Consider the following 20,540-nt stretch of genomic DNA (forward strand, 5'->3'; position numbering starts at 1 on the left):
TTTTACACTGAGCATGGGGAGTAGCCGCAGGAGGTGCATTCTGCACAGCCGCCTGAGTGGATCATTTTGCCCCCACACATTGGGCAGACGTCTGGGTTTTGTTTGAGTTCTGTGCTGGCGATTTCGTCGATTTCTTTTTGGAGTTCTTGGATTTTGTCAGCAGATGATTTTTTGTTATCTGTGATTAAAATTCCTCCGCGTGCACAGCCATCACGATAGATTGTGACGCCCTTGAGGCCCATGTCATAGGCATACATATAGAGGCCTTCGACATCTTCGATTGTAAATTCGTTTGGCACATTTACGGTTGATGAAATTGATGCGTCTATATATTGTTGCCAGGCTGCTTGTACTTCGATCCTGTCCTTGTAGTTCAAGGTTGAAGTTGTAATTACATAATCTGGTAGGTCTTCTTCTTCGTAGATTTCCAATTTATCCATGAGCTCTTTGACAATACCTGTGTAGACTTTGTAGTATCTGTCTTCTGAGTGGATGGATTCAGTTTTTCTGGTGTAGGAAATTTGGAAGATTGGTTCAACTCCGTTGGAGCATCCGAGCAGGGTTGAAATGGATCCTGTTGGTGCAATGGTGAGGAGTTGTGAGTTTCTTAGTCCGTGCTCTTTGATGAGTTCTAGGACGTCTTCATCTGCGTTTGCTTGGATGAATGGTGAGGCTAGAACTGCTTCTGCGTCATACATTGGGAATGGGCCGTCTTCTTTAGCAAGTAAGGCTGATTGTCTAAGAGCAGAATTTATTAGAGAACGGCCGATTTGATGGATGAGTTTGATTGAGGACTCAGAACCGTAGGTGATGCCGAGTTTGATAAACATATCTGCCAGGCCCATAATGCCCAGGCCAATTTGTCTGAGGTCATCACTCATCTTCCTTTGTTCAGGAAGTGGGTGGAGATTTGTATTTTCATCCAGGATTCCATTTAGATAAATTACTCCAGCTGTTGCCATTTTTTCAAAGGCTTCAAAGTCAAAGCGTGCATAGTCTGTGAATGGGTCTTTGACAAATTCACTTAGGTTGATGGAGGATAGGTTACATGATCCAAAGGCTGGGAGCGGTTCTTCAGCGCATGGATTTACTCCGGCGTAAGAGAAGTTTTTGTCTTCGCTCATAATGTGCCAGGAGTTGATGCGGTCCCAGAAAAGTACGCCAGGCTCAGCCATATTCCAATTGTTTTTGGCTAGCTTGTGCCAGAGGGCACGGGCATCAATGGTCTTTTCGATTACTTCGCCTGTGGATTCCACTTGGAAGTGGAGGGTGTAATCTGTACCGTCCTTGACAGCCTTAATAAATTCGTCATTTATATTTACAGAAATATTTGCAGATGTAACTTTTTCCAGATTGTTTTTAACATCGATAAAGTCTTCGATGTCCGGGTGGGATACATCCATGTTTAGCATGAGGGCTCCGCGGCGTCCACGCATGCCGATTAGGGATGTGGTTAGAGAAAATAAATCCATAAAGGAAACTGCACCTGTAGTTGTGTTGGCAGCATTTCTAACGTGGGCTCCCTTTGGACGGAGCTTGGAAATGGTAAGTCCGCATCCACCGCCGTAGCTGTAAGTCCTGGCCAAGTATTTTGCAGTATCAAAAATAGATTCGATATTATCTTCAACTTGGGGCATTACATAGCAGTTGGACAGGGTGATTTTCTTGCCAAACTTGTCTAGGCCACGGCCTGCAAGAATTCTGCCAGCTGGCATAAATTTCTTGTCCTTGATGGCCTTGCCAATGAAATCGTCGCCGCCGGAAACTCTTCTGATAAATTCTTCAAAGCTTTCGCCGTCGTAACGGTATTTGTTGTTGTAGATATCCTTTTGCAGGTCGGACATTTGCCAGCCTTCTTCACGGAGCTTGGTGCGTTCTTCCCTGTAAAGAATATATTTTTTTGCAGCTTCTGGGCTGTGTTTCATGAGTTCCAATTCAACAAAGTCTTGGATATCTTCTATAGTAACTGATTCCTTGTCAGTAAAGTTGTCTTTAGCAGCTTTTGCCACCAGGGCTGCGACGTCTTCTTCAATTCCTTTTTGAGTTTCAGCCATGGCTTTAGAAACGGCTATTTCTATTTTGCCTTCATCAAATGGCACATTGCGGCCATCTCTTTTTATTACACTTGTCATGTCTTCCTCCAATTTTATTTCTAATAGATTGCACAATATCTTGTGCACATATTTCATTATACCCCTAAATGTACAAAATGTAAATGGATTTTGTAGGCAAAAATAATTAAATTTTAGTCACAATTAGAAAAAAGGCTTTAGACCAATAAAAAAAGCCTTAAAAATTTTTAAGGCTAAGATTTTAAAATTATTTGTAAGTTTTTATTTCAAACTAGACTTGGCATATTCGTCAATAGATGCTCTAATCGATGAGGACGCAATCAGCAATATATAGTCAGCGACCCTGTCCTTGTCGATGTTATTGTAATAGTCCTGCTTTTTGTTGAAATAATCTATAATCATAGTGGCTGTGGCCCCTGAAATCATCTTACACAAGAAGTCTTTGAACTCATCATCAACTTTTATATTGGATTCAACCAAGAATTTATTTAAAATTCCTTCGGAAATCTGATAGAAGTCTTTTAAAAATAACTTTCTCAAAGTCTCCCTACCCACGGAATTGTATGCACAGTTTAAAACTGTTTGATTGCTTTCGATATAGTTCATGGCAAAGATTATCGCTTCTTTGTAATCATTGGACTTATCAAAATTACGCAACCTTAACATTGCCTCGTCTTCTAGAGTCCATAAAAGCAGGTCGTCTATATCCTCAAAGTGATAGTAAAAGGTCTTGCGGTTGTAATTTGAAAGCCTAGTTATTTCAGATATGGTTATTTTATTTAGGTCTTTTTTTTCCATCATCTCTTTTAGAGCGAGCGACAAAGCTTTTTTTGTATTGTAAGAAATTTCTTCGTTTCTCATAATCCACCCCATTTTTATTTTTCTTGTGTTTATATACCCATTTTAGACTTATTAATCACATGTGTGTAAACAAAAAATATTTATTACACATCTGACCAACAAATGGCCATTTTAGTTTTCAATTTATGGGGGTATAATGAACTCTACAATTTATTTTTAGGGGGGATATTTTTGAACAAATATATCAAAAAAGTTTTGGATCATCCAAAAATGGTTGTTAGCATTTACGTTTTGCTTTTGATATTTTCAATTTTTTCATACACAAAAGTAGATGTTAACTACCACATAAACGATTATTTACCTTCAAAGAGCAAATCAACTATTGCCCTTAAGACAATGGAGGAAGAGTTTGATGAGATGATACCAAATGTTAGAGTTATGCTCAAAGACGTAAGCATCAATCAAACATTAGAGACTATAGAAGAATTGAAAAATGTTGACGGGGTTATGGATATTATTTGGTTGGATGATTTTGAAAATCTGATGAAGCCATCTAGCTTTATGGATGAAAAACATCTGGATAACTATTATAAGAACAACAGCGCCCTGATTGATATTACAGTTGACACTGACAAGGAAATTGATGCGGTGGAGGGCATTAGAGAAATTATTGGACCAGATAACGCCATGACGGGCTCGGCTGTAAATGCGGCCATGTCAACTACATCTTCTATCAAGGAGATTGCAATTGTAACGGCTATAGGATTTTTATTTACTATTTTAATTTTAATTCTAACAACAGATTCCTACATAGAACCATTGATTATTTTGATTGGTCTGGTTGCAGGGATTGTGATAAACGCAGGGACCAATATTATCTTTGGACAAATTTCATTTGTAACTAATGCGGCGGGCAATATTTTACTGCTGGCGGTCTCGCTTGACTACACGGTGTTTATCTTGCACAGGTACAAGGAGGAAAGAGGCAAGTACGACAACTACAGAGACGCCATTGAATCCGCAGTTGTAAGTAGCTATTCGTCAATATTTTCCTCGGCCTTGACTACTATAATTGGTTTTATAGCCTTGGTCTTTATGCAGTTTAAAATTGGTCAGGACATGGGCTTGGCCTTGGCAAAAGGGATTTTTATTTCCCTTATAACAGTCTTTACGCTAACGCCTGTAACAATTCTTTATATGGACAAGTTTATAGACAGGACTAGTCACAAAAATTTTATGCCAAGTTTTGACAAGCTGGGGAACTTTGTTTTGAAAAAGAAAAACCTTTTGGTAATTTTATTTGCACTTGTCATGATACCTTGCTTTTTGGCCTCACAAAACAATGATTATTACTTTGGCAACTCCCATGTTTTTGGTGAGAACACCCAAGTTGGTAGGGACAAAATTGCCATTGAAAAAGAATTTGGCAAGGGAGACAATTATGCCCTGCTTTTGCCCAAGGGGAATTTGGAAAAGGAAAGGGAACTTTCAAATGAACTGAAAAGTTTGCCTGAAGTTAAGTCCATAGTTTCCTATGTGGATAGCGTTGGCGAAACTATACCAGAGGAATTTTTGGACAAGGATTTAATCAAGAAGTTGAACTCAGACCAGTACACCAGGATGATCCTTTCAGTCTTGGTCGACTACGAAGGCGAAAAGACTGAAGCTCTTATTGAAAAGATTGAGGACATTTGCGAAAAATATTATGGAGACGATTACCATTTGGCAGGCGAAGGCATTTCGACCTTTGATCTTAAAAATACGGTTATAAAGGACATGGCGGTCGTAAATATTATTGCCATATCGGCAGTATTTTTGGTCCTCTTGTTTTCGCTCAAGTCCTTGCTCTTGCCAGTCCTCTTGCTTGCAACAATAGAGGCGGCAATTTTAATCAATATGTCTGTGCCGTATTTTAGGTCCAGTCCGATATTTTATATTTCATATTTGATTATCTCGTCTATCCAACTGGGAGCTACGGTGGATTACGCCATACTTTTGACCGAGAGATATGACGAGAACAGAAAGCTAATGGCCAAGGACTTGGCTGTAAAAAATACGATTTCCCAAGTTGCTGTTTCCATTATGACATCGGCTTCAGCCATGATTATAGTTGGATTTTTGCTGGGTAAATTCTCCAGCCACGGGATGATTTCACAAATTGGCTACAGGTTATCTGTGGGTGCTACGGCATCCTTTGTAAATGTACTCTTTGTATTGCCTGGCCTCCTGTACTTGTTGGACGGGGCAATTCAAAAGACGACAAAGGATACAAATTTTGTTAATGAAAGGTAGGATAAAATGAAAAACATTAAAAGAATAGGTGCAGGACTTCTTGCAGCTACAATGATTTTTACACAAGGCGCTCTGGTATTTGCAGAGGGCAAGGATTATAAAGAAGAAGTCGTTTACATCAATACCAATCAAAATGGTGGGATTGAGGATATAAATGTTGTAAATATATTTCCAAAATCTGAAGTAGAGGACTTTGGCGACTACAAGTCTGTTAAGATTTTAAATTCCTCTTTGAAGCCAGTGGTGGACGGAGATAAGATACAATTTACCAGCGACAAGGATAGGATTTACTATCAAGGCGAATTGAAATCCAAAGAGGCACCTTGGAAAATTGACATCAAGTATTTTCTGGATGGCAAGGAAATTGATCCAGCAGATTTGGCGGGAGCCAGTGGCCAGGTCAAGATTGACTTATCTATAAAGGAAAATAAAAAAGTCAGATCGGATTTTTACGACAAGTATGTCCTGCAAATTTCCACCAAGCTAGACACAAATAAATTTAAAAATATAGAAGCGACCAAGGCCACACTTGCAAATGAAGGTGAAAACAAGGTCCTGACCTTTTTGGTCTTACCAAAAACCGACTTTCACACATCTATTTTGGCAGATGTAGAGGACTTTGAATTTGCAGGTTTTTCCATCAACGGCCTTGAACTAAATGTGGATATCGATTCGGAAGAATTGGGTTTTAAAAATGATTTTGATAAATTTAAAGACGCAGTTTTTAAGATAAACGATGGAGCAAATCAATTAAAAAGCAATGGCGACAAGCTAATTCACGCAGCCGAAGAATTAAAGGGCGGCGTTCACGCTTATGTGGATGGTACTGGAATGATAGTTGGTGCCATAGAAAAATTAAACGAGGGCAGCGAAAAAATTTCCACTGGAGCCAAGTCCTTGGACGAAAAATCCGGAGACCTCATAAAGGCCTCAGAAGAATTTTACCAAGCCCTGAGACAAATAAGCGAAGCCACTTCTGCCATGGCTAATATGCCAGAAAACATCAAAGACTTGGCAGGGGCCACAGGAAAAATTGAAGGCGGTATGCAGGAACTAAGTCAGGGCTCAAAAAAATTCTCCGCTGCAACTAGCTTTGAAGCTTACTCGGCTGCTATGGCCCAAAATGGTTTGGATATTAGCTCTTTAGAAGCAAATTATAAGAATGAACTTGCCAAATTGATCGAGCAAATTAAAAGAGGCCAAGAACAATTGCAAAATCCAAAATTATCCGATGACCAAAGGCAAATTATCATGAGCCAAGTAAAGGCTGCTGAAGATGCATCAAAGATGATTCAAGCAAATCTTGGTCTGATTGCAGGCACAAGGGCATACTTTGATGGTCTCCAAACTTCTTACAAGAGCCTTGACGAAAACATTGACAAAGTCGCCATGGGTATGGGACAAGTAAATAAAAATCTCCAAGGCATTGAAAAATTAGCTGGCCAAGCCAAGAATGAAGGAGCAAATACCCTAAATCAAGCGCTGACAACTCTGACAGAAAAGTATGGACTCATCCACCAAGGCTTAGAGGCCTACACAGATGGAGTCGGCAGCCTGGCAGCAGGTCTTGGCGAACTCAAGGCTGGTTTGGATGAATTGACCAACAAATCCAAAGACCTCAATGAGGGCGGACTCAATTTGCAAGATGGGTCTGATGAATTTTACAAGGGCCTGAACGAATACATGAATGGCGTTTTGAAACTCAAAGATGGGACCAATAAATTTTACAAGGAAAGCCTTAATATCGATGAGGAAATTAAAAATAAAATCAGGGAAAAATTGCCTGCTGAAGACCATGAGGCACTTTCCTTTGCCTCAGAGAAAAATAAAAATGTAAGGTCAGTTCAATTTGTAATTAAAAGTCAAAAGATTGAAAAGCTAGAAAAAACTGTTAAAATCGAAGAAGATCCAGTGCAAAAGGAAAACTTTTTTGAAAGACTGACTGACTTATTTAAAAGATAATTTACAAGATGACCTGCAAGCCAGCAGGTCATTTTTTATTGGACGGACTTTACTATTTTTTCCATAAGATATATACTAGATTTATTAAGGAGGAATATTATGACAGTTATTGCTACTTGGGAAATCGCCTTTCAGGGCGTAAAGATTGCTAGAGATTTGCTTAGAGAAGGCAAGAGCGTTGAGGATGCGATTTGCGGCCTCATAAATCAAATTGAACTGGAACCCAGCTTTCACAATGTGGGCTATTCGGGTTGGCCAAATCAGGATGGAATTGTAGAGCTGGACGCAGCTATTATGAACGGGGACACCTTGTCCTACGGATCAATTGCATCCATTCGCAATGTCAAGACACCGGTGTCTGTCGCCAGACTTTTGGTCGATGAGCCTTACAATAATTTTTTAGTGGGCCCAGGCGCCTATGAATTCGCCATGAAAAATGGCTTTAAGCACGAAGAACTTTTGACAGAGCCTGCCAAGAAACGCTGGTTAGAAAAATTGGCTGAAGGCAGGAATGAAATCGAAGGGCACGACACAGTTGGTGCTGTAATTGCAAGTGGCGGAAGAGTTGTATCGGCCACATCTACATCTGGACTTTTTATGAAGTGGAAGGGGAGAGTTGGCGACTCACCAATTGTTGGGCCAGGCCTCTATGCTGATTCAGACATTGGCGGTGCAACCGCTACTGGCGTTGGCGAAGATATAATAAAAGGGACCTTGTCCTATGAAATCGTTCGACTCATGGGCGAAGGCAAGAGTCCAATGGAAGCTTGCGGGATCGCAGTAAAAGGCCTGGATGATAGGCTGAGAGCCAAAGGCAAAGAGCCAAGAGAATTTAGCGTAGTTGCAGTAAACAAAGATGGAGAATTCGGCGCCGCATCCAACCGCGAAGAATTTCCATTCGTCGTCTGCACAGGAGATGAAGTTGAATTTTTAATTTCAAAAGACTTTGGCAAGACCGTAGAAAAGAGAAAAAATAAATACGATATTTAATATATACAGCTGGGCAAAAAACCCGGCTGTTTTTTGTTTAAGTTAATTTGCAGGGAAACGGTAGCAGAGCACACAAATTGGGTATATGAAAGATGAATACATATTGTATTTTAAAATTAAAAGCGGTTGACAAAAACAAGGAACAAAAGGAGGACGGAATGAAAAAGAATAAAGGTTTTTTGAATTACAACACCCTAAAGGGCAGATTTATCTTTGCCTTGGTATTTGGACTGGCCATTGTAATTGGCTTTAGTATTATCAATTCAGAAGTTTTAAAGCCTGATGGACTTGAAAGCGACTTGAGGCAGATGGATCAATTTTTGAACTCCATGAGTATTTTAGCTTTTGTTTATGGGGTTGCCTTTACTTTTTATGCAGCCATGGGCGCCTACGATGGGATAAATTTTGTGGGATCTGAAAAATCCTACACACCCTGGATATTTTCTGCTTTGATGTTAGCCCTTGGATTGGCACAGACGCTTACAGGGTCCAATATGATAGTTAGGCTCCTGCAAATGTATGGAATTTTGCACAGTAGGGAGGTAAGCATCTTCAACAGCAATTATATTTTTGCCCCTGCTATCACTTGCTTGTGCCTGTCACTTGCCATGTATTTTGTCAGGTATTTAGCTGATTTAGTCAATAGAAAAAACCACAATAGAATGATGGCTGAAGACGATCATTTAAGGGCCAAGCAAAATCAAATGAAAGATTTTTTAAAAAATTAAAAATAATCGATAATAAAATTTTTATGGGGCTTTTTTAAAAAGGCTCCATTTTTATTTGCCTTTTGCAAAATCCATAGGAAGTTTTGCCTGTTTAACTGCAAAAATCATAGGAATATTTGACCACTCAGCTGCAAAAATCATAGGAATATTTATAGCTTTGTCTACAAAAATTATATGAAGCAAAAAAATAGAAAAAACAAAATTTATTTTTTACTTTCTGCTTGCCGGATTTTAATTGATAAATTTAGCTGATATCTTGTATTAATGACCGCCAACTGTTATAATGTATCCATAGAAAGGTGATTTTAATGGGAATGTTTAAAAAAATGTTTGGAGGTTTATTTAGTGATTTATCCACTAAAGAACTCAAAAAAATAGAACCCATAGCCGACCAGGTTATGGCTTATGAAGAAGAATATAAAAAACTAACTGACGATGCCTTAAAGGAAAAGACAGGTGAATTTAAAGAAAGATTGGCAAAGGGCGAGACCCTTGACGATATTTTGCCAGAGGCTTTTGCAACTATGCGTGAGGCCTCGGCTAGGGTTTTGAATATGCGTCCCTACAGGGTTCAAGTCGTTGGCGGTATTGTCCTCCACAAGGGGATGATTGCAGAAATGAAAACAGGTGAAGGTAAGACCTTGGTCGAAACTATGCCTGCTTATTTGAATGCTCTTGAAGGTAAGGGCGTGCACATCGTTACAGTTAACGACTACTTGGCCAAGCGTGACCGCAACTGGATGGGAAAAACTTTTGAATTTTTGGGCCTATCTGTTGGGGTTATTTTAAATGGCCTCGACAAGGCCGAAAGGCGGCAGGCTTATGCAGCTGATATAACTTACGGGACCAACAATGAATTTGGCTTTGACTATTTGCGTGACAACATGGTTATCTACAAGGAAAACATGGTTCAACGCGGCCAACATTACGCCATCGTTGACGAAGTCGACTCGATTTTAATTGACGAAGCTAGGACGCCTTTAATTATTTCTGGTCAAGCTGACAAGGCTAATGACTTATATGTTAGGGCCAGAAATTTTGCCAACACTTTATCATACAGGGAAGTTGATCCAGATGAAAAGCCATACAGCCCCTTGGATTTTGACACAGAACCCAAGGAAGAAACTGTGGATTATCTGGTGGATGAAAAAAATAATACGGTTTCCATTACAGAAAAGGGAACCAAGAAGGCTGAGTCATATTTTGGAATTGAAAACTTGGCCGATATTGACAATATAGAAATTATGCACCACATAAATATCGCCCTCAAGGCCAGGAGCCTGATGAAACGCGATGTCGATTACGTGGTTAAGGACGGAGAGGTCTTAATCGTTGACGAATTTACTGGGCGTATTATGTACGGCCGCAGGTATTCAGACGGCCTCCACCAAGCTATCGAAGCCAAGGAAAATTTGAATGTGCAAAACGAATCCATGACTCTGGCTACCATTACCTTCCAAAATTATTTTAGAATGTATGACAAATTATCTGGTATGACCGGTACGGCCATGACCGAAGAAGCAGAGTTTAGAGAAATTTATGATATGGAAGTAATTGCAATTCCAACCAACAGGCCAGTTCAAAGAATTGATTACGATGACGAAATCTATGCAACAATTGATGCCAAGGACAGGGCAATTGTTAGAGACATAAAGGCAGCCCACGAAAAGGGCCAACCAGTTTTGGTTGGTACAATTACAATCGAAGACTCAGAACACTTGTCCAAGCTCTTGAAGAAAGAAAGAATTGACCACAGGGTTTTGAATGCGAAATTCCACGAGAAGGAAGCGGAAATCGTTGCTCAAGCTGGTCGCTACGGGGCTGTAACTATTGCAACCAACATGGCCGGCCGTGGTACGGATATTATGCTGGGCGGCAATCCTGAGCACTTGGCTATAAATGAAATTAAAAAAGAAGTCGACGATGAAAATATGATAATTGCCATCGAAGGCTACGAAGAAACCCAAGATCCAGCTCTTATCGCTTACAGGAAAAAATATCATGATTTGATCGATAAATTCAGAGACGAAATCAAGGAAGAAAAGGAAAAGGTTATCGCAGCTGGCGGCCTTCACATAGTTGGCACCCAACGCCACGAGTCAAGGCGTATTGACAACCAGCTCCGCGGTCGTTCAGGCCGTCAAGGGGACCCGGGTTCATCCAAGTTCTTTATCTCAACTGAAGACGACCTCATGAGGCTCTTTGGTGGGGAAAGGCTAAAGGAATTGATCCAAAGATTTTCTGGTGAAGATGAAGAACCTCTCAAGCATAGCATGATTACCAAGCGTATTGAAACGGCTCAAAGAAATGTTGAAGCCAACAACTTTAGGTCGCGTAAACACGTTCTACAATACGACGACGTCATGAACCAACAAAGGACCATTATTTACGGTGAAAGAAAGAAAATCCTTGAAGGGGCTGACTTTAAAGATACGGTTAAGTCCATGATCGACACAGTCCTAGACAGGATGATTAAGCTTTATTCCTTTGAATTTGAAAAGACTGGTGAATGGCAAAAAGAAAAAATTAAATCCGAAACTGAAGGCATCTTTGGCGTGCCAATGCCTCTGGGAGATAATCCTGAGGACATGAAGGCCAAGATGAAGGATGCAATCTTAGATGAGTACAAGAGAAGGGAAGGGGAATTCGGCCCTGAAAACTTGAGAAACATCGAACGCATTTTGCTCCTTAGAGTTGTAGACGAAAAGTGGATGGACCACATAGACGCCATGGACCAATTAAAAACCGGAATTGGTCTACGGGCCTATGGGCAAGTTGACCCAGTTCGCGCTTACCAAATTGAGGGCTCGCAAATGTTTGAGGCCATGAATGAGGATATCCAAGAAACTTTCTTGAAATACCTCTTCCATGTTGAAGATCCACAAAAGGTTGAACGCAAGCAGGTAAACAAAAATATCCAAGCTGGGGCACCTAAGCAAGATACAGTTGTTAGAAGCGCTCCTAAGGTTGGAAGAAATGACCCATGCCCATGTGGATCTGGTAAAAAATATAAAAACTGTTGTGGGAGATAAAAAATATGGAGATTTTACAGACTGATTATAATTTGATAGATGAGATGATAGAGAGGGTTAAGAGAATCGGAGAGAGTCTTTGACCCGGAAAAAAAGAAGCTTAAGCTTGAAGAGTTAAAAAAAGAAAGCCTGGCGCCCAACCTTTGGGATGACCAGGAAAAAGCTTCAGCTTTGATGAAAAAAATAAATGATTTGGAGTCGGAGATAAATGAGTATTACGAGCTCTTAAATGGCTTGGAAGACGCCAGGGTGTTTTTGGAACTCTGCGAAGAGTGCGACGACGAGAATGAGTACAAGCTTTGGCAAAAAAGAGTTAAAGACCTGGCCAAGGAAGTCGACGACTATTCACTGACCCAACTTTTAACGGGTGATTACGATTCCCAGTCCGCTGTTATGCAAATTCACTCTGGTGCAGGCGGCTTGGAGGCCCAAGACTGGACCGAGATGCTCATGCGGATGTACAAGCGCTGGGGCGACGACCATCATTACAAGGTAACGGTCTTGGATCTTTTAAACGACACCGAGGGCGGAATAAAATCCGTCACCATGCTCTTTGAAGGCCGCAATGCCTATGGATATTTGAAGGGGGAGAAGGGCGTTCATAGATTAGTCCGCATATCGCCATTTGATACGGCCCGCAAACGCCACACGTCTTTTGCAAGCGTGGATGTCATGCCAAATCTTGACGACGACATTGTGGTAGACATCAACGAAAATGACTTGGAGATAAATACCTACAGGTCAAGTGGTGCCGGCGGCCAATCGGTCAACACAACTGACTCAGCAGTCCGCATCAAGCACATACCGACGGGCATTGTAGTCAGCTGTCAAAACGAGCGCAGCCAACTTAAAAACAAGGAAGTTGCCATGAAGATTTTGACCGGTAAGCTGATTGCCCTCAAGGAAGAAGAACGCAAGGAGAAAATCGACGAGCTGGCAGGAAACTATTCAAAAATTGAATGGGGCAGCCAGATCAGGTCCTATGTTTTTCACCCTTACCAAATGGTTAAGGACCACAGGACAAATGTGGAAACTGGTGACACCAAGGCCGTTATGGACGGAGATATAGACGAATTTATTAAGGGCTACTTGCTCATGAAGAAAGAAGACCATGATTAAATTAAAAAATCTTGAAGATACAAATAAATTTGCAGAAAAAATTGCAAGCCTGGTCAGTCCAGGCGCAATTATATTTTTGAAGGGAGATCTGGGGACGGGCAAGACAACCTTTGCCAAGGCCTTTGCCAAGGCACTGGGGACTGATGCCAAGAGCCCTTCTTTTGGCCTGGTAAATATTTATGAAGGCGACCAAGTGATTTCACATTTGGATTTGTATAGACTGAAATCTTACGAGGAAGCCCTTGGCATTGGCATAGAAGAAATTTTGGACGATGATTCAATCAAGCTAATCGAGTGGCCAGAAATTTTAGGCGATGAGCCCTACGATTTATCCATCACTTTTAGCCGGGAAGGAGAAGACGGCAGACTGGTGGAAGTTGACGGGCCATTAAAGGGAGAGGTCTTATGATTATTTTAAATCTTTTAACGGGGACAGCCGGAACGGGCGTTAGCGTGACCAATGATGGCGAGAGCCTAATATCAATCGGTATAGAAGGCGGCATCAGACAATCGGAAACGATTTTTAAAATGATTGACGATGCCTTTACTTATATAGATTTGGACATGAAAGACATAGACGCCATAAGTATTTTAAATGGGCCGGGGTCTTTTACGGGCCTCCGTGTTGGCATGGCTGCGGCAAAAGCCATCAGCTATTCCCTAAAAAAACCCATCATACCAGTGGACACTCTAAAGGCGATTATCGCTGAATCCTACACTGAAAATGCTTGCGCCATGATAGACGCACGCAGGGACAGGGTTTATTTTTCTGACGGCAAAATCGATTCGGCAGTTTATGAGATAAATGAATTGCCAGATGGAGAAGGCCGCTTAGTCTTTGGCGAAGGACTTTTAAAATATAAGGACAAATTAGAGGCCAAGGGCTACAAGCTAGCAGTCGATAAGGATATTTATTTGTCTGTCAAGGGACTGGCCAGAGCCAGCATTGACGTGGACGAAAAAGATTACGAAGACTATATGTCCTCAACTTTAAATTACCTAAAGACCAAGGAAGAAATTGTCAGCAAATGATTGAAATTTTAAATGAAAACGATTTTGCCTGGGTAAATGCAATTCACCATGAGGCCTTTGGCAAAAATTTATCCTCAAAGGATTTTAAGGCCCCTTATAAAATTATCGGCATAAGAAATTTGGCCTATATGATTTATACGGAGGTCCTAAATGAAGTGGAGATTATTTTTATAGCAGTCGATGCGGCCCACAAGAGGCAGGGATTAGCCACAGAAATAATAAATGCAATTGACGGTACTATTTATTTGGATGTGAATGAAAATAATTATGGAGCGATTAATTTTTACAAGGCCTGCGAATTTACAGAATATGCCAGGCGAAAAAATTATTATCCTGACGGGGATGCGATTTTGATGAAGAGGGAAGAGAGATGTTAACTTTAGCCATAGAAACCAGCTGCGACGAAACTAGCGTTGCGGTCGTAAAAGAAAATAGAGAGGTGCTTTCAAATGTAATTGCAAGCCAGATTGATACCCATGTCGTCTACGGTGGAGTGGTCCCGGAGATTGCTAGCCGTATGCACATTGAGGCGATTTCTCTTGTAATCGACAAGGCACTGAAAGACGCTGATGTCACTTTGGATGATATTGATTTTATTACTGTCACCCAAGGACCAGGACTTATTGGCGCACTTTTGGTTGGAGTTTCGTACGCAAAGGCTCTTGCCCTTGCAAACAATATTCCAATCGTGCCGGTTAACCACATGAAGGGCCACATAGCTAGCAACTACATTACACATAAAGACTTTGAGCCACCTTATATTGCACTTGTAATTTCCGGTGGCCACTCATATATAATTGACGTCAAAGACTACGATGACTTTGACAAGATGGGCGAGACCAGAGACGACGCTTGTGGCGAAGCCTTTGACAAGGTTGCTCGTGTAATTGGTTTTGGCTATCCGGGAGGAGCCCAGCTTGAAAAGGCAGCTCTGGATGGTCAAGCGACTATAGATTTTCCCCGCGTCTGGCTGGAAAAAGATTCCTACGACTTTTCTTTTTCAGGCCTCAAGACAGCTGTTATCAACCACATAAACACAGAAAAAATGAAGGGCCATGAGATAAATGTAAATGACCTGGCCAAGAGCTTTCAAGATGCGGTTATAGATGTCCTTGTTGAGAAGACAATTCGGGCCTGTCTAGAAAAAAATAGAAAGATAATTGCAATTTCAGGTGGGGTTTCAAACAACAAGGCCATACGTGAGGCCTTGCAAAAAGAGGGGGACAAGCACGGTATAAAAGTCTTGTATCCTCTACCAAAGTACACTTCAGACAATGCTGCCATGATTGGCATGCAGGGATTTATTAGCAGAAAATCAGAAGGCGATGGCGATTTGATTTTCACAGCCGACGCCAATCTGGGCTTGTAAGTTCATTACTAATGGATGATTCATTCATCCTTACATAGGCGAGAAAAATCTTGCTAAAAGGAGGTAGACTATGAAATTAATGAAAAAAATTCCAGGCGGGACCCTTTTGATCCCTATGCTGATTTCAGCTTTGATAAACACCTTTGTGCCAAATCTGTTTCATATAGGAGGACTGACTGAAGGATTTTTTGCGGGCGGGTCTTTGAACTTTGTCCTGGGCGCAGCCGTTTTTATGTCTGGCTGCGGGATCAAGCTTTCACTTATAAAAAATATTGTCAAGCGCTATGGTCTGCTTTTGATTTTTAGAATTTTAATTAACACCGTCTGCGGAGTTTTATTTGTAAAAATCTTTGGCCTTGAAGGTTTTTGGGGCCTAAGTGCAATCGCCTTTATCTGTGCACTGACATCCATCAACCCATCACTTTTCCTCGCCCTAAGTGAGGACATGGGAGATGAGACCGACCAATTGGCCTTTGGCTTTGTATCGATCTTTGCCCTGCCATTTATTCCAATGTTTATCTACGGACTTACCATGCCAACGCAAATGGATTTTATGCCGATCATTTCGACCTTAATCCCACTTATCGCAGGGATTGCAATTGGTAACCTAGACCCAGACCTTGGGAAATTTTTATCAAGCGGTATGAGCTTTATGATTTTGATGCTGGGTTGGTCAGTGGGAGCAAAAATTCACTTGATTGAAGCCGCCAAGGCTGGTATACCTGGTTTAATCATGCTGGTACTTTTCTATCTGTTATCAGCCCTACCTATGTATGGCTATGAACGCTTGGTTCAAAAGAGAGACGGCTTTTCATCAATCGCAATTTGTTCGGCTGCAGGTTTGTCTGCGAGCGTGCCTTTCCTAATGCTGGATTCAAATCCTGAGATTGCAGAGTACGCTTCACAAGCGAGCGCCATCGTGGCTCTTTGTGTAATTGCAACAGCAATAATCACTCCACTTTTGGCTAGACAAATTAGGCCAAGCGAAAAAAATAAATAAATTTTATGAATTTCAAAGAGGGTTAGCCAACCCTCTTTTTAATTGCATATGAGCCTATAATTTGTTATAATTACATATAAGTTATTTTAAAAACCAAGTCCCACTTACTTTTGTGGAGGCTTATTTAATTAGAAAGAGGAAAAGTATGAAAGACAAGGAACATGGACTAGGGACCCAGCCCATATCCACTTTGGTCTGGAAACTCTCCATACCGAGTATAATTGCCATGCTGGCAAACGCCCTGTACAGCGTGGTCGACAGGGTATTTATTGGCCAGGGAGTTAACGAACTTGCCATTGGCGGAGTCTATTTGATCATGCCCATACAAATGATAATCATGAGCGTGCAGATGCTAGCATCAAGCGGAGGCAGCACGCTTATGAGTATATCCTTGGGTGAAAAAAATAAAGAGAAGGCGGAAAAATATTTAAATATATCCCTTTATCTTTTAATAATTTTTGCAATCTTTATTCCTATAATTTTATTTATTTTTAAAGAGCAAATAATTAATCTATTGGGACCGACCGAATCCAATTACAAGTATGCAGCGACATATTTTGATTACACAATTCCAGGTATACCGGCAATTTTAATCGGCTTTGGCTTAAACAACTTCATCAGGGCGGCCGGTGATTCACGGGCAGCCATGACGACGATTTTGATCGGAGTATTTTTAAATATTATCCTGGACCCAATATTTATTTTTGTTCTTGATATGGGAGTCAAGGGCGCAGCTATTGCGACTGTCATCAGCCAATATGTAAGTATGATCTGGGTTTTAATGTACTTTATAAAGGATAAGCACATTTTAAAACTCAGCAAGCATTATATGAAGCTGGAAGGCAAATTGGTCGGAGATATTTTTGAAAACGGTCTGCCCTTATTTTTAATAAATGTGGCCAACTCATTTTTGATGATGTTTATAAACTTAAATCTAAAGAGATACGCTGGAGCCACAGGGCTTTCGGCCATGTCAATAGTCATGGGGATTTCGAGCGTTTTATTTATGCCCCTTTACGGAATCAACCAGGGCATCCACCCCATTATCGCCTACAATTACGGGGCCAAGAGCTATGATCGGGTTAAGGAAGCCTATTTAAAGGGAACGATTTACGCATCGATTGTAAGCGTCACGGCATTTTTGGCTATTATGATCTGGCCTTATGAACTGTGTTCGATTTTCTTTAGCGAAAAAACTGGACCGGTCCTAGAGCTTGCAGCAAGCGGATTAAAAAAATCTATGTATGCGTCCCCATTTTTGGGTATATCTATAGCAGGAACGGCATTTTTCCAAGCGGTAAAAAGGCCAAGGACAGCATCAATCACATCGCTTTTGAGGCAATTTATTATTTTGCTACCACTTATTTATATCCTGCCGTTATTTTATGGCATAGATGGATTTTGGTGGGCCTACACAGTTAGCGATGTCTTAAGCTCGATTATAGTATTTTTTGCAGTTATAAAAATAATGAAGCAAGTAAAGATGGAATGCCTTGCTAACAATAATTTAGGAGAGAATTATAATGAGAGAATTTAAAATTTGCACAACACCAACAGCTGATGTTTCAGCAGATTACATTTATGGCAACGATTGCATAGTGGTCGCCAATCCAATTATTCACGGCTCTGAAGTTTACATGGACGACTTTAAAAATTTTGACGCCATGAATATTTACAAGTGGATAGAGGAAGGGACTTATCCGACTACAGCATCCAACAATGCCAACCAATACTTGGAAGTTTGGAAACCATATTTGGACCAAGGCTATGATATTATCAATATCGATATTTCATCAGGACTTTCTCAAACTCAAACCAGCGTTCAAAGGGCTGCGGATATTTTAAATGAAGAATACGGCGAAACTCGTGTTTACCCAGTGGATGGAACTTCGATTTCAGGCGGACAAACCCTGCTCGTTATGAAGGCCGTGGAATTAAAAAATCAAGGCTGGTCAGCTGAGGAAATTTACAATTATTTAAATGAAAACGCTCTGAAGGTAAATCACTTATTTACATCAGGGGACCTCACGAGCTATTATCGCGGAGGTAGGATCACAAAAGCCCAAATGGTTCTTGGTAGCTCCTTAAATATATATCCCTTTATGGACGTGTCTGACCAAGGGAAACTCGTTCCCCGTAAGAAGGTAATGGGCAGAAAAAAAGCTTTGAAGACCTTGGTTAGCGTAATGGAAGAAAGGGCAGACAAGGGTTTGGATTATGATGATGCAGTTGTAATCGCCCATTCAAATTGCATTGATGACGCAGAATTTGTAAAGAAATTGATTGAAGAAAAATTCCCCAAGATCAAGAGCCTAGACATATATATGATTAGATATATCGGTGTTCATACAGGCCCAGGCACAACAGCTCTCTTCTTCTGGGGCAAGGAAAGAGATCCAGAATAAAAATAAATTTATGACCAGTCAGTGTAAATCACTGGCTGGTTTTTTGTTTGTGTTGTAATTGTGCTTATAAAATGTTATAATATAAGCACAGATACAACAGGAGGTGGGAAAAATTATTAGCAAGGATATAAATAATAAAATAAAAGAAAAGGGTGGAATAATAACAAGTGAAGACCTTCGTGTTGCTGAAATTCCAACGGTATATCTATCACGGATGGTGGAGGATGACAAGCTAATAAGAGTTGATAGGGGGATATATATAGATAAAAATGGAGACTATGACGAGTATTATTTTTTTAATAAAAGATACAAGGTCCCAGTTTTTTCTTATATGTCTGCTCTTTATATTCACGGCCTTAGCGATATAATCCCACAAAAAATGGAAGTGACTGTTTACAGCGGATATAACGCCCACCGCTTTAAAGATTATGTGGATGTTAACTACTCAAAAAAAGACATTTATGAGCTGGGTATAACATATAAAGACTCAATCTATGGCAATCCTCTCAAAGTTTATAATATCGACAAAAATATTTGTGACCTTATAAAGAAGAGAGAGGAAATGGACGCAGAGGTTTTTTCAAAGGCTTTAAAAAAATATATTGCTCATGAAGAAAAAGACCTCAAACAGCTGTATTATTATGCGAAAAAAATGAAAATATATGAAAAAGTTCAAAAGCTAATGGAGCTTATGCTATGAATAAAAATAAATTAAGAGATATTTGTCTGAATATTTCAGAAGAGACAGGTTTAAGTTTCAATTCCATACAAACTCATTATTTTTTGGAGTCAGTATTGAAGCGGATTGGAGAAAGTGATGATAGAGAAAACTTTATTTTTAAGGGTGGATTCTTGTTATCCAATGTAATTGGCATTGGTTCTAGATCTACAGTGGATATAGATTTTTCTATAAAGAACTTTTCTTTAACAGAAGAAAATATCAAGCAGAAGTTTGAAAAAATATTAGAGGCAAATTCAAATAGTGAGATTATATATAAAATTAAAAATATAGAAAAGATTAAAGACCAGGATGAATACGGGGGATTTAGAATAAAAATCCTATGCAAGCTCGATAACATTGAGCTTACTGTACCACTTGATATAGCAACAGGAGATCCAATTACTGGTGGTGAAATTGTATATGAATATAAGAGTATCTTTTCTGATGAATCCATAAATATTTGCGCTTATAATATAGAATCCATACTTGCTGAAAAATTGCATACTATTTATAGTCTGGGATCTTATACAAGTAGGTCTAAAGATTTTTATGATGTCTATGCTTTATATAAATATGAAGAAGCTAATATTGATTTTAAAAAATTAAGTCAAGCATGCATAAATACTTTTAAATATAGGCAAACGATTTATTCACCAAGTGAAATTATAAATACATTTGAGCTTATTAGAACTGATGGACAGGTTAAAAAGAGATGGGATAATTATCAGCGTAAAAATGCCTATGCACAGGGAATTGCATTTGATGATATAATTGACCAGGCAATTGATCTTGTTAAAAAAATGGAAAGAAATTAAAATATTACTCAAATCAACCAGCAAGTGTAAATCACTGACTGGTTTTTTCTTGCAAGAGTGCTTATTTTTTTGTTTCTATAAGCACAGATGCAAGATATATTAAAAAATACGAAGTTAAAGGTAGGACCTACTATCTTTAGCGTATGATTTTTTAAAAATAGTTTTATACACATAATATGGGGGTAATAGTAGGTGAGAAATA

Annotated in this window: 18 protein-coding genes; 15 read left to right on the top strand and 3 right to left on the bottom strand. The window is 39.9% G+C overall.

Going from position 1 to position 20,540, the window contains the following annotated elements; genetic code table 11:
* Positions 1–2: 2 nt before the first annotated feature.
* On the bottom strand, positions 3–2,132 hold the full coding sequence (locus AC6FXG_RS04450; protein WP_500571734.1) for an adenosylcobalamin-dependent ribonucleoside-diphosphate reductase: 2,130 nt from the start codon (positions 2,130–2,132) through the stop codon (positions 3–5).
* Between the two features lie 201 nt (positions 2,133–2,333).
* Complete coding sequence (locus AC6FXG_RS04455; RefSeq protein ID WP_075574066.1) at positions 2,334–2,933, bottom strand: TetR/AcrR family transcriptional regulator C-terminal domain-containing protein; 600 nt, start codon at positions 2,931–2,933, stop codon at positions 2,334–2,336.
* Positions 2,934–3,104: 171 nt separating this feature from the next.
* On the opposite strand from AC6FXG_RS04455, the gene AC6FXG_RS04460 reads away from it, so the two are divergent.
* From AC6FXG_RS04460 to AC6FXG_RS04475, 4 genes are all read left to right on the top strand, one after another.
* Positions 3,105–5,165, top strand: a complete 2,061-nt coding sequence (locus AC6FXG_RS04460) for an efflux RND transporter permease subunit (RefSeq protein ID WP_500571735.1) — start codon at positions 3,105–3,107, stop codon at positions 5,163–5,165.
* 6 nt (positions 5,166–5,171) lie between these two features.
* Positions 5,172–7,127: a hypothetical protein gene (locus tag AC6FXG_RS04465; protein WP_500571736.1), complete on the top strand. Its 1,956-nt coding sequence runs from the start codon at positions 5,172–5,174 to the stop codon at positions 7,125–7,127.
* 99 nt (positions 7,128–7,226) lie between these two features.
* On the top strand, positions 7,227–8,117 hold the full coding sequence (locus AC6FXG_RS04470) for a glycosylasparaginase (RefSeq protein ID WP_500571737.1): 891 nt from the start codon (positions 7,227–7,229) through the stop codon (positions 8,115–8,117).
* Between the two features lie 158 nt (positions 8,118–8,275).
* On the top strand, positions 8,276–8,845 hold the full coding sequence (locus AC6FXG_RS04475) for a hypothetical protein (protein ID WP_500571738.1): 570 nt from the start codon (positions 8,276–8,278) through the stop codon (positions 8,843–8,845).
* 51 nt (positions 8,846–8,896) lie between these two features.
* Here AC6FXG_RS04475 and AC6FXG_RS04480 read toward each other — a convergent pair whose 3' ends face one another.
* Entirely contained in the window at positions 8,897–9,028 is a 132-nt protein-coding gene (locus tag AC6FXG_RS04480; RefSeq protein ID WP_500571739.1) for a hypothetical protein, read from the bottom strand.
* 125 nt (positions 9,029–9,153) lie between these two features.
* On the opposite strand from AC6FXG_RS04480, the gene secA reads away from it, so the two are divergent.
* The 11 genes from secA (at position 9,154) to AC6FXG_RS04535 (ending at position 20,338) form a co-directional block, all read left to right on the top strand.
* Positions 9,154–11,877 carry a preprotein translocase subunit SecA gene (secA, locus tag AC6FXG_RS04485; protein ID WP_500571740.1) on the top strand — a complete coding sequence of 908 codons (2,724 nt, stop codon included), beginning with the start codon at positions 9,154–9,156 and terminating at the stop codon, positions 11,875–11,877.
* 5 nt (positions 11,878–11,882) lie between these two features.
* Positions 11,883–12,996 (top strand): peptide chain release factor 2 gene (gene prfB, locus AC6FXG_RS04490; protein ID WP_500571741.1). Its coding sequence is split into 2 segments (ribosomal slippage): positions 11,883–11,957 and positions 11,959–12,996, totalling 1,113 coding nucleotides; the frame shifts between segments, so codons are not numbered across the junction.
* Positions 12,989–13,405, top strand: a complete 417-nt coding sequence (tsaE, locus tag AC6FXG_RS04495; RefSeq protein WP_500571742.1) for a tRNA (adenosine(37)-N6)-threonylcarbamoyltransferase complex ATPase subunit type 1 TsaE — start codon at positions 12,989–12,991, stop codon at positions 13,403–13,405. Before prfB ends, tsaE begins: the two co-directional genes overlap by 8 nt.
* On the top strand, positions 13,402–14,028 hold the full coding sequence (gene tsaB, locus AC6FXG_RS04500) for a tRNA (adenosine(37)-N6)-threonylcarbamoyltransferase complex dimerization subunit type 1 TsaB (protein WP_500571743.1): 627 nt from the start codon (positions 13,402–13,404) through the stop codon (positions 14,026–14,028). Before tsaE ends, tsaB begins: the two co-directional genes overlap by 4 nt.
* On the top strand, positions 14,025–14,405 hold the full coding sequence (locus AC6FXG_RS04505; protein ID WP_500571744.1) for a GNAT family N-acetyltransferase: 381 nt from the start codon (positions 14,025–14,027) through the stop codon (positions 14,403–14,405). The genes tsaB and AC6FXG_RS04505 overlap by 4 nt, the downstream gene beginning before the upstream one ends.
* Positions 14,399–15,397 carry a tRNA (adenosine(37)-N6)-threonylcarbamoyltransferase complex transferase subunit TsaD gene (gene tsaD / locus AC6FXG_RS04510; protein ID WP_500571745.1) on the top strand — a complete coding sequence of 333 codons (999 nt, stop codon included), beginning with the start codon at positions 14,399–14,401 and terminating at the stop codon, positions 15,395–15,397. The genes AC6FXG_RS04505 and tsaD overlap by 7 nt, the downstream gene beginning before the upstream one ends.
* A gap of 70 nt (positions 15,398–15,467) precedes the next feature.
* On the top strand, positions 15,468–16,397 hold the full coding sequence (locus AC6FXG_RS04515; protein WP_500571746.1) for a 2-keto-3-deoxygluconate permease: 930 nt from the start codon (positions 15,468–15,470) through the stop codon (positions 16,395–16,397).
* A gap of 145 nt (positions 16,398–16,542) precedes the next feature.
* Positions 16,543–17,934, top strand: a complete 1,392-nt coding sequence (locus AC6FXG_RS04520) for an MATE family efflux transporter (RefSeq protein ID WP_500571747.1) — start codon at positions 16,543–16,545, stop codon at positions 17,932–17,934.
* A complete protein-coding gene (locus tag AC6FXG_RS04525) occupies positions 17,921–18,802 on the top strand; it encodes a DegV family protein (protein ID WP_500571748.1) in 882 nt (293 codons plus the stop codon). The genes AC6FXG_RS04520 and AC6FXG_RS04525 overlap by 14 nt, the downstream gene beginning before the upstream one ends.
* Before the next feature lie 103 nt (positions 18,803–18,905).
* On the top strand, positions 18,906–19,502 hold the full coding sequence (locus AC6FXG_RS04530) for a type IV toxin-antitoxin system AbiEi family antitoxin domain-containing protein (RefSeq protein WP_500571749.1): 597 nt from the start codon (positions 18,906–18,908) through the stop codon (positions 19,500–19,502).
* The gene (locus tag AC6FXG_RS04535; protein WP_500571750.1) at positions 19,499–20,338 is read left to right on the top strand and encodes a nucleotidyl transferase AbiEii/AbiGii toxin family protein; all 840 of its coding nucleotides are present in this window, start codon (positions 19,499–19,501) and stop codon (positions 20,336–20,338) included. Before AC6FXG_RS04530 ends, AC6FXG_RS04535 begins: the two co-directional genes overlap by 4 nt.
* The last annotated feature ends 202 nt before the right edge of the window (positions 20,339–20,540 follow it).

This window comes from Ezakiella massiliensis, assembly GCF_059862345.1.

What these genes read in the sequence shown, in the direction of transcription:
- AC6FXG_RS04535 (WP_500571750.1), top strand. Translation starts at nt 19,499, where the DNA reads ATGAATAAAAATAAATTAAGAGATATTTGTCTGAATATTTCAGAAGAG.
- secA (WP_500571740.1), top strand. Translation starts at nt 9,154, where the DNA reads ATGGGAATGTTTAAAAAAATGTTTGGAGGTTTATTTAGTGATTTATCC.
- AC6FXG_RS04515 (WP_500571746.1), top strand. Translation starts at nt 15,468, where the DNA reads ATGAAATTAATGAAAAAAATTCCAGGCGGGACCCTTTTGATCCCTATG.
- AC6FXG_RS04475 (WP_500571738.1), top strand. Translation starts at nt 8,276, where the DNA reads ATGAAAAAGAATAAAGGTTTTTTGAATTACAACACCCTAAAGGGCAGA.
- AC6FXG_RS04520 (WP_500571747.1), top strand. Translation starts at nt 16,543, where the DNA reads ATGAAAGACAAGGAACATGGACTAGGGACCCAGCCCATATCCACTTTG.
- AC6FXG_RS04455 (WP_075574066.1), bottom strand. Translation starts at nt 2,933, where the DNA reads ATGAGAAACGAAGAAATTTCTTACAATACAAAAAAAGCTTTGTCGCTC.
- tsaE (WP_500571742.1), top strand. Translation starts at nt 12,989, where the DNA reads ATGATTAAATTAAAAAATCTTGAAGATACAAATAAATTTGCAGAAAAA.
- AC6FXG_RS04470 (WP_500571737.1), top strand. Translation starts at nt 7,227, where the DNA reads ATGACAGTTATTGCTACTTGGGAAATCGCCTTTCAGGGCGTAAAGATT.
- tsaD (WP_500571745.1), top strand. Translation starts at nt 14,399, where the DNA reads ATGTTAACTTTAGCCATAGAAACCAGCTGCGACGAAACTAGCGTTGCG.
- AC6FXG_RS04450 (WP_500571734.1), bottom strand. Translation starts at nt 2,132, where the DNA reads ATGACAAGTGTAATAAAAAGAGATGGCCGCAATGTGCCATTTGATGAA.
- AC6FXG_RS04505 (WP_500571744.1), top strand. Translation starts at nt 14,025, where the DNA reads ATGATTGAAATTTTAAATGAAAACGATTTTGCCTGGGTAAATGCAATT.
- AC6FXG_RS04525 (WP_500571748.1), top strand. Translation starts at nt 17,921, where the DNA reads ATGAGAGAATTTAAAATTTGCACAACACCAACAGCTGATGTTTCAGCA.
- AC6FXG_RS04465 (WP_500571736.1), top strand. Translation starts at nt 5,172, where the DNA reads ATGAAAAACATTAAAAGAATAGGTGCAGGACTTCTTGCAGCTACAATG.
- tsaB (WP_500571743.1), top strand. Translation starts at nt 13,402, where the DNA reads ATGATTATTTTAAATCTTTTAACGGGGACAGCCGGAACGGGCGTTAGC.